This window comes from Solirubrobacter soli DSM 22325, assembly GCF_000423665.1.
Taxonomy (GTDB): domain Bacteria; phylum Actinomycetota; class Thermoleophilia; order Solirubrobacterales; family Solirubrobacteraceae; genus Solirubrobacter; species Solirubrobacter soli.
The window spans coordinates 1-12098 of sequence record NZ_AUIK01000009.1; the positions used below are offsets into that span (position 1 = coordinate 1).

Annotated in this window: 15 protein-coding genes and 1 riboswitch; of the genes, 6 read left to right on the top strand and 9 right to left on the bottom strand. The window is 69.7% G+C overall.

Annotated features, from left to right (window positions below):
• Both G569_RS62285 and G569_RS0107020 read right to left on the bottom strand, forming a co-directional pair.
• Positions 1-1337 (bottom strand): tetratricopeptide repeat protein (locus G569_RS62285; protein ID WP_157591864.1); only part of this gene is annotated, 1337 nt, incomplete at its 3' end.
• A complete protein-coding gene (locus G569_RS0107020; protein WP_157591865.1) occupies positions 1334-1618 on the bottom strand; it encodes a hypothetical protein in 285 nt (94 codons plus the stop codon). The genes G569_RS62285 and G569_RS0107020, both read right to left, overlap by 4 nt.
• Before the next feature lie 558 nt (positions 1619-2176).
• On the opposite strand from G569_RS0107020, the gene G569_RS63700 reads away from it, so the two are divergent.
• Positions 2177-2665, top strand: coding sequence for a GNAT family N-acetyltransferase (locus tag G569_RS63700; RefSeq protein ID WP_053225987.1), 489 nt, complete (start codon positions 2177-2179; stop codon positions 2663-2665).
• Positions 2666-2703: 38 nt separating this feature from the next.
• Positions 2704-3744 (top strand): zinc-binding dehydrogenase, encoded by a 1041-nt coding sequence (locus G569_RS0107030; protein ID WP_028062894.1) that lies wholly within the window; start codon positions 2704-2706, stop codon positions 3742-3744.
• 9 nt (positions 3745-3753) lie between these two features.
• On the opposite strand, the gene G569_RS46255 is transcribed toward G569_RS0107030, so the two are convergent.
• From G569_RS46255 to thiE, 7 genes are read right to left on the bottom strand one after another with little or no spacing between them, the layout of a single operon-like run.
• Positions 3754-4917, bottom strand: a complete 1164-nt coding sequence (locus tag G569_RS46255) for a phospholipase D family protein (RefSeq protein WP_064750285.1) — start codon at positions 4915-4917, stop codon at positions 3754-3756.
• Between the two features lie 57 nt (positions 4918-4974).
• Positions 4975-5205 carry a hypothetical protein gene (locus tag G569_RS0107040; protein ID WP_028062895.1) on the bottom strand — a complete coding sequence of 77 codons (231 nt, stop codon included), beginning with the start codon at positions 5203-5205 and terminating at the stop codon, positions 4975-4977.
• Positions 5202-5771 (bottom strand): DsbA family protein, encoded by a 570-nt coding sequence (locus tag G569_RS46260; RefSeq protein ID WP_053225989.1) that lies wholly within the window; start codon positions 5769-5771, stop codon positions 5202-5204. The genes G569_RS0107040 and G569_RS46260 overlap by 4 nt, the downstream gene beginning before the upstream one ends.
• Positions 5740-7107 carry a dihydrolipoyl dehydrogenase gene (gene lpdA, locus G569_RS0107050; RefSeq protein ID WP_028062896.1) on the bottom strand — a complete coding sequence of 456 codons (1368 nt, stop codon included), beginning with the start codon at positions 7105-7107 and terminating at the stop codon, positions 5740-5742. The genes G569_RS46260 and lpdA overlap by 32 nt, the downstream gene beginning before the upstream one ends.
• A 13-nt stretch (positions 7108-7120) precedes the next feature.
• Entirely contained in the window at positions 7121-7864 is a 744-nt protein-coding gene (locus G569_RS0107055) for a sulfite exporter TauE/SafE family protein (protein ID WP_028062897.1), read from the bottom strand.
• Positions 7861-8331 (bottom strand): hypothetical protein, encoded by a 471-nt coding sequence (locus G569_RS0107060; protein WP_028062898.1) that lies wholly within the window; start codon positions 8329-8331, stop codon positions 7861-7863. Before G569_RS0107060 ends, G569_RS0107055 begins: the two co-directional genes overlap by 4 nt.
• Complete coding sequence (thiE, locus tag G569_RS0107065) at positions 8312-8938, bottom strand: thiamine phosphate synthase (protein ID WP_028062899.1); 627 nt, start codon at positions 8936-8938, stop codon at positions 8312-8314. Before thiE ends, G569_RS0107060 begins: the two co-directional genes overlap by 20 nt.
• Positions 8939-8957: 19 nt before the next feature.
• Positions 8958-9065, top strand: a riboswitch (TPP riboswitch).
• Between thiE and thiO the strand changes: the two genes are divergently transcribed.
• The 4 genes from thiO to G569_RS0107085 all read left to right on the top strand — a co-directional run bounded on the left by thiO (position 9060) and on the right by G569_RS0107085 (position 12097).
• Positions 9060-10178: a glycine oxidase ThiO gene (gene thiO / locus G569_RS0107070; RefSeq protein ID WP_028062900.1), complete on the top strand. Its 1119-nt coding sequence runs from the start codon at positions 9060-9062 to the stop codon at positions 10176-10178. Its footprint overlaps the riboswitch before it by 6 nt.
• The gene (thiS, locus tag G569_RS0107075; RefSeq protein WP_028062901.1) at positions 10175-10381 is read left to right on the top strand and encodes a sulfur carrier protein ThiS; all 207 of its coding nucleotides are present in this window, start codon (positions 10175-10177) and stop codon (positions 10379-10381) included. Before thiO ends, thiS begins: the two co-directional genes overlap by 4 nt.
• A gap of 1 nt (position 10382) precedes the next feature.
• Positions 10383-11171: a thiazole synthase gene (locus G569_RS0107080; protein WP_028062902.1), complete on the top strand. Its 789-nt coding sequence runs from the start codon at positions 10383-10385 to the stop codon at positions 11169-11171.
• 59 nt (positions 11172-11230) lie between these two features.
• Positions 11231-12097: a hypothetical protein gene (locus G569_RS0107085; RefSeq protein ID WP_028062903.1), complete on the top strand. Its 867-nt coding sequence runs from the start codon at positions 11231-11233 to the stop codon at positions 12095-12097.
• Position 12098: the final 1 nt, after the last annotated feature.

A 12098-nucleotide genomic window follows, 5' to 3' on the forward strand; every position in this document is an offset into this window, starting at 1 on the left:
GCGACCTGTTCGCGAAGCTCGGGTTCGGTCGCCTCGCCGAAGCGGTCGATGACCTCACCATAGGTGGCGAGCGCTTCCACGAAGTGACCGAGCCGCCCAAACTCAAACCCCTTGTTGGCCAGCGCCATAGCAGCTTGCTCGCGGAGTTCGGGTTCCGTGGCGTCGCCGACGCGGTCTACTACCACGTCATACGCGACCAGAGCGTCGTCGTGTCGGTTGAGTGTCCCAAGCACGGCGGCGCGGTTGAGTAGTGCTTGAGCCACGCTTTCGCGCAGCGCGAGATCGCTCTCTTTGCCGAACCGGGTCACGACGTCGTCATACGCATCCAATTGATCGGCTGGGCGATTGAGATCGCCCAGCACGACCCCCTTATTGAAGGCCGCCATGGCCGCCTGCTTCTGGAGCGCGACGTCGCTGGAGTCGCCGAAGCGGTCCACTACCTCGTCGTAGACCGCGACCTCTTCTTCAAGGCGATTGAGTTCGCCCAGGGCGACACCCTTGTTGACCAATGCCATGGCGACCTCCTCGCGTAGCGCGCCGTCGCTGGCGTCGCCGAAACGCGCCACGACCTCGTCGTAGACCGCGAGCTCATCCTCATGACGTCTAAGGTCCCCGAACGCAACTCCCATCTTTCTCAGTGCCCTGGCGAGTTCACGGGCGGAGACCTCTGGAGCGTTTCGCAAGCGAGCCACTATCTCGCCGTAATAGGTGAGCGCTTCCTCACCTACAAGTGGCGCGGCCTCTCCCGGCTCGTCAGCTAGGACGTTCTCGGATTCATCAACGGTCGAGGAGCGGAGCCCTCGGATCGCCATCGGGGAACCGATTAGACCGACTCGCTCAGCGGCTGGGGCGTTGAACCATGCTTCAAGCGTCTCGATTTCGTGTTGTTCGCTGGCGAATGCGCCGACGGCACGCGATCGTGGCGCAGTCTCGGATGGTTGCCGAGGGACGCTCGCGCGTGCCAGTGCGACCTCGGGAGACGCGAGCTCTGGATCCCTGTCGCCAGCGCGCGCGGCTGCTGCGCCGGCGCCGTGTGACGAATCTTCACGCTTGCTCGCGGATGGACCCGATGCCGAAACGTTTGGCGAGGGCCTTGGCGACGCGCGCCGGTACGCAACGAGAAGCGTCGAACCGAACGCCACGCACACCACCGCGACGGGTACCACCAGAAACGCGACGGGATTGAGCCAGCCTTGCACCAGCGCAACCAGTCCCAAACCGGCGACGCTCACGGCCCCCGAAGCGGCGGCGGCCATCAAGAGCTGCCGGGGGTTCGAGGCCTGCTGTTCCAGCACGTCGGCGAACCGGGCCTTCGCACTTTGATCGGTGCCGCTCATGAAGACGAAGTAAGGTCGGCAAGCCGGAGTACCAGGGCCATGAGCGCGACCGGAGCACCGGCGACCCAGCCGAGCGCCACACCGAGATCGACCCATCGGCTGACTCTTTCGCCCACGTCTGGCTCACCAAGGTTCGCGACAAGTGCAACGGTGGCAGCCAGGCCGCTCACAGCCGCCATAACTCCGCCCAGGACCGCGAACGTTAGGAGAGTGGCCTCGACAAACTTGTCGAGCATGGGCGGATTCTTCACGGCAGCTGAGTAAACCCCGGGCAGGATCACGATCAGACTTTAGGCTAGACCGTGCAGGGCGCGGGTGACGCTCGACGGGATGATTCGGCTCCGGGTTGGTGATCGGACGAACGTCAAGGTCGCTGCCGGGGCGGACGGCGCTCAGCGGCAGTCTGGATAGGAACCTCGTCCTCAGCCGAATGGGCTACCGAGATGTCTGCTCATGTCGGAGTTCAGGCCGCCGGTCTCGAACGTGTGGCGCGGTGCGCGACTCGCATGCCGACCGGACGATTCACAGCGCGCGTGTCGGTCGCGGTTTGCAATCGTCGCATCACGCCGGCGGTGGGCGAAACGCTCCGTGGCCAACGCGCTTGGCGGCCACTCTCCGCGCGCGCGTCCAGCTTCTCGTTAAGTCTGCGCCTTGAGTTGGGTGCATTTCGTTCGAAGAGTTTCATGTACCGCCCCGGCGATCTGCTCGGAGATCAGTGCCGCGATTCGCGCCCGCGCCGCTGTGCCACCCCCCTCGACATCCACGCAGCGGTTGGTCTTGCGCACCGACGCGAGGATCGTGTCGAGGTCGAGCGAGCGAGACCATGTGCGGTACCTCCCATGAAGATCAGACGAACCACACCCGACGACGCCGACGCGCTCGTCCGCATCCACGCCGACATGGGCGCGTACTACGCCCAGCTCGCGCCGGAGCTCTTCCACAACCCGGACCTGGAGGGCTTCGAGCTCGTCCTCGCCGAGGAGATCACCGACGACCTGCACGCGCTGCAGCTCGTCGCGGAGGTCGACGGCGAGGTCGTCGGCGCGCTCGACGCCCGGCTGGAACCCCCGCACCCGGGGGCGCGGTTCGCGTTCACGCGCGACCTGTTCGCTTCACGGCTGAAGATCGAGTACGTGGCCGTCGCGGCGGCGCACCGCCGCAGCGGGGCGGGAACCGCGCTCGTCGAGGCGGCCGAGGCCTGGGGCCGCGAGCACGGGGCGGTCGTCGCCGAGCTGACGACCTACCAGGACTCCCCGCTCGCCTACCCCTTCTGGACCGAGCGGGCGGGCTATGCGCCTCGCAGCGTCAATCTCAGAAAACCGCTCTGAAACGGTGCGGTAACGCTCGAGTGGTGACGTGTCCTGGCATGAAGGCACTCGTTTACGGCGGGGCCGGGCAGCGGTCCTGGGACAACGTGGCCGATCCGGGCATCAAGGATCCGACCGACGTGATCGTCAAGGTCGACACGACGACGATCTGCGGCACCGACCTGCACATCCTCAAGGGCGACGTGCCGGCGGTCACGGAGGGCCGCATCCTCGGCCATGAGGCCGTCGGCACGGTGGTCGAGACGGGCGCGGCGGTCACGTCGCTCAAGCAGGGCGACCACGTCCTCGTCCCCGCGATCACCTCGTGCGGGCACTGCTCGTACTGTCGCGCCGGGATGGCCGCGCACTGCGAGACGGTGGGCGGGATCGGCTGGATCTTCGGCCACCTGATCGACGGCGTGCAGGCCGAGTACGCGCGCGTCCCTTACGCCGAGACGTCCGTGCACGTGGTGCCCGAGGGCGTGTCCGACGAGCAGGTCCTCTTCCTCGCCGACATCCTCCCGACCGGCTACGAGATCGGCGTCCGCAACGGCGGTGTCAAGCCCGGCGACACGATCGCGGTCGTCGGCGCCGGCCCGGTCGGCCTGGCGGCGATGATGACCGCGGCGATCGCCGGCGCGGCCCGGATCATCGCCGTCGACCTCGAGCCCTCACGGCTCGAGCACGCCAAGCGCTTCGGCGCGACCGACGCGGTCCTCTCGGGCGACAGCGCCGCCGCCGAGATCCTCGAGCTCACCGGCGGTGGCGTGGACGTGGCCATGGAGGCCGTCGGCGTGCCGGCGACGTTCGACCTGTGCACGCAGATCGTGCGCGCGGGCGGCACCGTCGCCAACATCGGCGTGCACGGCGCACCGACCACGCTGCACCTCGAGGACCTGTGGATCAAGAACATCACGATCACCACCGGCCTCGTCTCGGGCGACACGATCCCGACGCTGCTCAAACTCGCCCGCGGCGGCCGCATCGAGGCCGAGAAGCTCGGCACCCACCACTTCAAGCTCGACCAGATCCAGGAGGCCTACGACGTCTTCGGCGCCGCCGGCGAGCACGACGCGCTGAAGGTCGTGATTCAGGCCTGACCTCGCGACTCAGCGGTTCGGCACACGCGGCCAATCGAGTTGGTCGAGCGCGGCGTCGGGCACTCGGCCGACCTGATCGATCGCCTCGTCGAACTGTTGACTCAGCCAGGCCAACCCGGCCGGCGTGAGCCGAACCGCAGGGTGCTGGCGGATTGCCTTGCGAGGGTTCGTGTTGCCGGTCCCGCTGAGCGCGTTTTCGTTCGTGCTTGCGAACGCTCTGCTCCCGAGTTCGTCCATGAGCTCCGACAGCGGAACGCCGTTGCTCAGGGGCCCGGCGATGAACTCTGCGCCGTGGACGCGAGCGTAGTGCGGCCACTGCGCCTTCCACGGGCGGCGGCGAATGTCCGCTCGGGTCGCGTCGTCGCGCCCGGGCATGTAGGCCAGCGCCGTTGCCCGGCCGAAGACGAGCAGATCGTTCGGCCCGCTCACCAGCCGTCCCAGGTACACGGTGTCGCCGTCATTGACGCTCTTCGGTCGCCGGTTGTGCGGATATGTGCACGCCCAGTGGCATCCCGACCGTCGAACCTCTTCGATCGTCTCGACGTCGCGCGAGACCCGGTTGTCGCCTTCGCCGAAGAACTTCACGAATCCGCTGCCCGAACCCGATCGGGCACTGACCGGTGGAGCGACTTGCGCCATAGGACTCGCAGCACCGTAGTCTCGAAGACCCGCGGTCAGCTTCGGGCGACTGCCTTGAGCGATGATCGGCTCCAGGAGGTCGTCCCACTCCTTCAGCCGCTTGAGCGTCAGGTCCGGCTTCGCCTGTCGCCACAGGTCGTCGAAGTACCGGTTCGCCGCCGTGACGAACTGCCTCTGGTCTGACACGCACCCGAACTCCTGGTTCTGGTGCATGGCCGCGATCGTCAGGTTCGCCGACGTGACGATGGCGCGTGCCGAACCGCAGACGTACAACTTCGCGTGGAGCCCCTGAACTCCGCGGACACGGCCGCCGGCGAGGAGAATGCGGCGCAGAGCGGCGGTGTCGCTGACGCCACTCGCGAAGTCGGCGAGATTGAAGCGGGTGATGACGTCGATCGCGGCGGGACGCCGACGGCGCAGGAGCGCCTCGAGCGCCGCGTCCTTGATGAACGGCGCCACGATTCTCAGGCGACTGCCGTCAGCTTGGATTCCGTCGCGGATCTCGGTGAGCCAGCCAGAGTGGATCAATCGCACTGCGGACAAGGCGCGAGCGTACTCAATCCAGTCAGCTTGTGCTGCCTAATGGGTGATTCAGGCCTGGTAGCGGCGCCACTTGGCGAGGAACTCGTCCGCGTCCAACTGCGCCAGGTCGGCGCGCAGGGCGCGGGCGAGCTTGCCCGTGTCGCGTGGGCGGGTGTCCCAGAAGAGGATCACCTCGCCGGTGTCGATCTCGATCACCTCGACCTGCTCGATCGCGTCCGAGGGCCGGAAGAACCGGCCCTGGCGGTGGACGATCAGCTCGTAGGCGCGGTTCGCTCTCATGCCGGGATCGCCCGCTCGCCGGAGAGCACGTGGCCGTCGATCCAGATGGCCGGGAGCTCCGTCACGCCATCGGCGGCAGCGCGCGTGTTGGCCGCCTCCAGCGCGCGGGCGGTGGAGGCCATCTCGACGCCCTTGATCACGGCGTTCGGGTGCATCTCGCACGCGGCCGCGGCGATCAGCACGTTGTCGGGCACGCTCAGGTCACGGCCGGCGGCGAACGCCTGCCGCAACGCCGCGAGCGAGAACGCGACGCCGCGCCCGATCCACTTCGCATAGGTCGCCGCCAGCAGCGCCCAGGACTGATCCTCCGCCGGGAACGGCGACGGCCAGCGCAGCCGCATCAACCCGAGCTCGGCCGCGCGCCGCTCGACGTCCTCCTGAAAGGACGCGACCTCCTCGGCACAACGGAAGCCGAACGACCCCACGCCCACCGGAATCCACTCGGGCACCTCGCCGAGCGCGGTCAGTGCGCGCTCGGCAACGAGATAGGACTCCGGTGAGGCGAAGTCGTAGTAGAAGCGGGGCTGCTGCGAATCAGCCGTGGATGAGCCAACCGTCGGCGGCACGGGCAGCCTCCATGACGCCCTCGGACAGCGTCGGGTGACCGTGGACGATCCGCGCGACCTCGGCGTATCCGCCCTCGAGCGCCTTGGCGTTGACGAGCTCCTGGATGAGCTCGGTCGCCTTCGCGCCGACGATGTGGCCGCCGACCAGCTCGCCGTATTTCTTGTCGCCGATCACCTTGATCAGGCCGCCGCGGTCGCCGTAGACCGTGCCGGCGCCGACGGCGCCGTACTGGACCTTGCCGACGACGACGTCCATGCCGGCCTCGCGGGCCTGCTCCTCGGTCAACCCGAAGGAGGCCACGTTGGGCGTGCAGAACGTCGCGCGGGGGATGTCGACGTACTCGATCGGGTGCGTGTCCAGGCCGGCGGCGTGCTCGACCGCGATCACGCCCTCATCCGAAGCCTTGTGCGCCAGGGCGGGACCCGGGACGAGGTCGCCGATCGCGTAGATCTTGTCGGCGCTCGTGCGCAGGTTGCCGTCGACCTCGATCAGGCCGCGCTCGGAGAGCTTGACGCCCGCCGCCTCGAGGCCGAGGGCCTCGACGTCCGGTCCGCGGCCGGCGGCGATGATCAGGTACTCGGCCTCGCCGGTCTCGTCGCCGTAGGAGAACGTGACCTTGTCGTCGTGCGACTGGACGTCCTTGACGAGCACGCCGGTGTGGACCTTGATGCCCTGCTTGCCGAAGGAGCGGTTGGCGATCTTCGAGATGTCCGCGTCCTCGGTCGGCAGGACGCGGTCCAGCGCCTCGAAGAGCAGGACCTCGGTGCCGAGCCGTGCATAGGCGGAGGCGATCTCGGTGCCCGACGCGCCCGCGCCGAGCACGGCGATCTTCTTCGGCAGCTCGCTGAAGGCCCACGCCTCCTCGGTGCCGACCACGCGGCCGCCGAACTGCGTGCCCGGGACGGGCTTGGGGACGCTGCCGGTGGCGAGGATGATCGCCTTCGACGCGGAGTACGTCTCGTCGCCGACCTTCACGCCGCCGTCGACCAGTGAGCCGACGCCTTCGATGTAGTCGATCTTGTTCTTCTTGAACAGGCCGCTGACGCCGCCGGTGAGGGTCTTGACGACCTTCTCACGGCGCGCGGAGACCTTGGAGAAATCGACCGTGCGCGAGGGGATCTCGATGCCGAACTCGTCGGCCTCGTCGACCTCGGACAGGATGTCGGCCACGCGCAGCACCGCCTTGGCGGGGATGCAGGCGTAGTTGAGGCAGCGGCCTCCGACGGAGTCCTTCTCGACGACAGCGGTCTTCATCCCGAGCTGGGCGGCACGGATCGCGGCGACATACCCACCCGGCCCGGAGCCGATAACGATGCAGTCATATTGCTCGGGCATAAGGGCGGTGACGTTAGCGGGTGAGCAGCAGAATCACCGCGACGGTGAAACCACCGATAACAACGATCCATCGCAGGACCTCGGACGGGATGTGGCGTCCGTAGCGCGCGCCGACCTGCGCGCCCACCACCGATCCGACGGCGATCAGCGCCGCCGCCTCCCAGGCGACGCCGGCGACGGCGATGAAGAGGATCGCCGCGACGCCGTTCGCGACTCCCGCCAGGACGTTCTTCAACCCATTCAGGCGCTGCAGGTCGTCGGCGAAGCAGAACCGCAGCAGCGACATCAGGATGATCCCCTGCGCGGCGCCGAAGTAGCCGCCGTAGATGCCGGTGGAGAACGACGCCGCGGTGCCGCCGACGAGGTTGTCGTGGTCGGCGTGCTGCTGCGTGGGCGTGCGCTTCGGGAGCGCCATCAGGACCACCGCGAGCAGGATCAGGATCGGGACGACGGCGTCGAACACGCTGCTCGGCAGTTCGAGCAGCAGGATGCCGCCGATCAGCGCCCCGGCGCTCGTCCCGCAGGCGAGGATCAGTGCTCGTCGCCACTGGCCCTCCAGCTCGCGCCGGTAGCCGATCACGCCCGACACGCCGCCCGGGACCAGCCCGACCGTGTTGGAGACGTTCGCGACGACGCTCGGGTACCCGACCGCGAGCAGCACGGGGAACGTGATCAGCGAGCCGCTGCCCACGATCGCGTTGACGCCGCCCGCCGCGAAGCCCGCGGCGGTCACGGCGATCGCTTCCAGGAACGTCACTCCCGCGGCACCTGCAGGCGCGCCATCACCCGCACCAGCAGCCAGAACACCGGCGCGCTCAGGCCGATCACCGCGACCGCGACCAGGACCCCGAGCAGGTTGCTCGCGAACGCCAGCGAGAGCGCCGAGACGATGATCGAGATCGCCAGCAGCGCCTGGAAGAGCAGCAGGACGAGGTAGATCCGCGCCCACAGGCCGGCGGCGAGCGCGAACATCGCCAGCGCCCAGACGACGCCCGCCGCGGGCGACTCCCCGCCGGCTCCGACCGCGGCGCCGACGAGGCTGGCGAGGCCGATGAAGAGCGCGAGCGCGACCGCGAGCTTGATGCCGAGCGGGCGCTCATCCGGCCCGAGCGGCTCCAACTGCGCCTGGATCGCCTCGGTCTTGGCGCGCGAACGCGCATACCCGCGCGCCATGCCGGACTCGGGCGCGGCGTCCTCGCGCGGCTCAGCGCCCGGCGCCGACATGACCCTCCAAGGCGGCTCGCAGCGCCCGCGCCGCGGCTTCCGGGTCCTCGGCGTCGGTGATCGCGCGGACGACGACGATCCGGGTCGCGCCGCGCTCGACGACCTCGTGCACGTTGCCTTGGTCGAGGCCGCCGATCGCGAACCACGGCTTGGTCACGACGCCAGATGCGAACGCGACGTAGTCGAGACCCGCGGCGGGGCGTCCCGGCTTGGTCGGGGTCTCGTGGACCGGGCCGACCGCGAGGTAGTCGACGTCCGGGTCGGCCATCGCGGCGACGGCCTGGTCGGGCTCGTGGGTGGAGCGGCCGACGATCCGGTCCGGCCCGACCGCGGCACGCGCGATCTTCGGCGGGTCGTCGTCCTGGCCGACGTGGATGCCGTCGGCGCCGCACTCGTCGACGAGGTCGGGGCGGTCGTTGAGGATGAACAGCGCGTCGTGGCCGGTGAACGCCTTCGACGCCTCGACCAGTTCGGCGTCGGACAGGGACTTGTCGCGCAGCTGGATCAGGTCCACCCCGCCGCGCACGGCGGCCGCGATCCAGTCCCGCGGTCGGGCCGGGCAGACGAGGTAGAGGCGGGCGGCGGCGAGGCGCTCTCGTGGCGTCACCCATCAGGGGATACCATGAAGGGCTGAACACGGGAGCCCGCCGTCGGGCTGAGAGGGCACCACCGGGGTGCCGACCGTCGAACCTGATCCGGGTCGTACCGGCGTAGGGAGGCCGTAAGCAGTGCCAGCACAGTCCGAGAGCTTCGACGTCGCCGTCGTCGGTGGTGGCGCGATCGGGCTCGCATGCGCCTTGCGGGCGCAGCAGCGCGGAGCCCGCGTCTGCGTGATCGACCCCGGCGCGCCCGGAGCGTGGCACGTCGCGGCGGGGATGCTCGCCCCGGTCTCGGAGGCCGAGTTCGGCGAGCGCGAGCTTCTGGAGCTGGGCCTCGAGAGCGCAAAGCGCTACACGGCCTTCTGCGCGTCGCTCGACGACCCCGGCTACCGGACGGTGGGAACGCTCGTCGTCGCTCGCGACCGCGACGAGGCGGAGGCTCTGGACCGCCTGGCGTCCTTCCGGCGCGAGCTCGGCCTGCCGGTCGAGCGGCTGCGCCCGACGCAGGCGCGCAAGCTCGAGCCGGCGCTCGCGCCGACGATCCGGCTCGCGCTCGACGTCGAGGGCGACCATGCGATCGATCCGCGCAAGCTGGTCGCGGCCTTGTCGCGGGCGTTCACGGGATCGCGGGTCGCCGCGCGGGCGACCGCCCTGGCGTTGTCCGGCGATCGCGTCGTGGGCGTCGAGACCACGGACGGGCACGTGCGCGCCGACCAGGTCGTCCTGGCCGCCGGCGTCGACAACGCGAACATCGAGCTCCCGGCGCACGCCCGCGTTCCCGTCCGCCCGGTCAAGGGTCAGGTGCTGCGCCTGCGCGATCCACGGAGACACCGCCCCCACCCACCCCTCGTGGAGCGCACGATCCGCGGGGAGTACGCGTACTTCGTCCCCCGCGGCGACGGCCGCTACGTGCTCGGCGCGACGATGGAGGAGCGCGGCTGGGACACGACGCCGACCGCGGGCGGCGTCTACGAGCTGCTGCGCGATCTGAGCGAGATCGTCCCCGGCATCCTCGAGCTCGACATCGAGGAGCTGATCGCGGGCCTGCGTCCCGCCACGCCCGACAACGTGCCGGCGATCGGCCGCGGCGTATTGGACGGCCTGATCTGGGCCACCGGCCACTTCCGCAACGGCATCCTGCTCACGCCGGTCACGGCCGACCTGGTCGCCGCCGCGCTGGCCGGAGAGCCGCTGCCCGAGTTCGCGACCGCGGCCGACCCGCGCCGCTTCGAAGGAGTGCTGGCATGAAGGTCCTGCTCAACGGCGAGTCCGCCGAGTTCGTCGACGGCGCGACGGTGAGGATGGCGCTCGAGGCGCTGGACCTCCCGGGCGCAGGCCGCGGCGTTGCGGTCGCGGTCGACGCCGAGGTGGTCCCGCGCGGACAGTGGGACGCGACGCAATTGCACGAGGGGGCGCGGGTGGAGATCCTGCGCGCGATCCAGGGAGGCTGAGATGGCCGTCACCGACACCAGCACCGACGTTCTGACCATCGCGGGCACGGAGCTCTCGTCCCGCCTGCTGCTCGGCACCGGAGGCTTCCGGTCGCTCGACGCGCTCGCGGGCGCGCTGGAGGTCTCCGGCTCGCAACTGGTGACCGTCGCGCTGCGGCGAATCGATCCGACATCGCGCGGCTCGATCGTCGACGTCCTCGACCGGGCCGGCGTGCGGCTGCTGCCCAACACCGCGGGCTGCTTCACGGCGCGTGATGCGGTGCTGACCGCGAAGCTCGCCCGCGAGGCGTTCGAGACCGACTGGGTCAAGCTCGAGGTCGTGGGCGACGAGCGCACGCTCCTCCCCGACGCCGTGGCGCTGCTCGAGGCCGCCGAGGAGCTCGTCGACGACGGCTTCATCGTGCTCCCGTACACGAACGACGACCCGATCCTCGCCCGCCGCCTCGAGGACGTCGGCTGCGCGGCCGTAATGCCCCTCGGCTCCCCGATCGGCTCCGGCATGGGCCTGCTCAACACGTACAACCTGCGCCTGATCCGCGAGGCCGCCAACATCCCCGTCGTCCTCGACGCGGGCATCGGCACCGCGAGCGACGCCGCCCTGGCGATGGAGCTCGGCTACGACGCGGTGCTCTGCGCGACCGCCATCTCCCGCGCCGAGGACCCGGCGACGATGGCTCGGGCCATCCGCCTCGGGGTCGAAGGCGGCCGCCTCGCCTACCGCGCGGGCCGCATCCCCCGCCGCCTCTACGCCCAGGCCTCCACCCCCGAGGACGGCGTGGCGCAGTTTTGATGCACTTTTGGTGCAGTCACGTGTAGACCCGTAACGCGTGTTCGGGACAAGCTCCCGGCATGTGGTCGCCAACACACCCAGCAGGTGCTTCCGCGACCAGTGACGCGCGCGCGGCGCGACTCGCCGCGGGCCAATGGAGTGTCCTGACGCTCGACAACCTGCGCGCGTGCGGCTTCACTTACCGCCAGGTCCAGGGCCGCGTCGAGCGCGGCCTTCTCCACCCGCTCTACAAAGGCGTCTACGCCTGGGGGCACCACAACATCCCGATCGAAGGGCGCTTCTTGGCCGCGGTCCTGGCGTGCGGGCCGTACGCCGTCCTGTCGCACTACTCCGCGGCGGCGCTCCACGCCCTCGTGCGCTGGGACGGTCGGCCGTTCGAGATCACTGCGCCGTCCAAGCATTCCCATCCGCGGATCAAGGCGCACCGGAGCCACGACGTCGAGCGAGTGATCGTGAAGGGCATCCCCGTCACGCCGAAGCTGCGGACTGTCATCGATCTCGCGCGGGTGGAGGACGACGAGACCTTCAAGCGCGCGCTCCGCGCAGCCAAGCTCAGCGGTGAGGAGCTGGCCCAACTTCCACGTTCCATTCTCGACCTCGGAGCTGTGCCCACACGGAGCGCGGTAGAGGACAGCGCGTACGACATCGTGTGCGGGAGCGGGCTGCGGCCGCCGGCGGAGGTCAACGTGCCGTACCGGCTGGCGTCCGGAACCGTCTATCCCGACCTGCGCTGGCCCGAGCTTCGACTGATCGTCGAGGTCGACAGCGCGGAGTGGCATGACGACCCGCTCGCGCAGGTCGCGGATCGCAACCGCCAGGCCGAGCTCGAAGCGGCCGGCGAGCGGGTGCTGCGCGTGCGCAAGCGGGAGCTCAGGCACCCGCGGTTCGTCGCGCGCCTGCGCGCCGCGGGTGTGCCGGATGCGTGAG

Coding starts and splice junctions, on each gene's coding strand:
- G569_RS0107030 (WP_028062894.1), top strand. CDS start 2,704: ATGAAGGCACTCGTTTACGGCGGGGCCGGGCAGCGGTCCTGGGACAAC.
- G569_RS0107085 (WP_028062903.1), top strand. CDS start 11,231: ATGTGGTCGCCAACACACCCAGCAGGTGCTTCCGCGACCAGTGACGCG.
- G569_RS0107060 (WP_028062898.1), bottom strand. CDS start 8,331: ATGTCGGCGCCGGGCGCTGAGCCGCGCGAGGACGCCGCGCCCGAGTCC.
- thiS (WP_028062901.1), top strand. CDS start 10,175: ATGAAGGTCCTGCTCAACGGCGAGTCCGCCGAGTTCGTCGACGGCGCG.
- G569_RS0107080 (WP_028062902.1), top strand. CDS start 10,383: ATGGCCGTCACCGACACCAGCACCGACGTTCTGACCATCGCGGGCACG.
- G569_RS0107040 (WP_028062895.1), bottom strand. CDS start 5,205: ATGAGAGCGAACCGCGCCTACGAGCTGATCGTCCACCGCCAGGGCCGG.
- lpdA (WP_028062896.1), bottom strand. CDS start 7,107: ATGCCCGAGCAATATGACTGCATCGTTATCGGCTCCGGGCCGGGTGGG.
- G569_RS63700 (WP_053225987.1), top strand. CDS start 2,177: ATGAAGATCAGACGAACCACACCCGACGACGCCGACGCGCTCGTCCGC.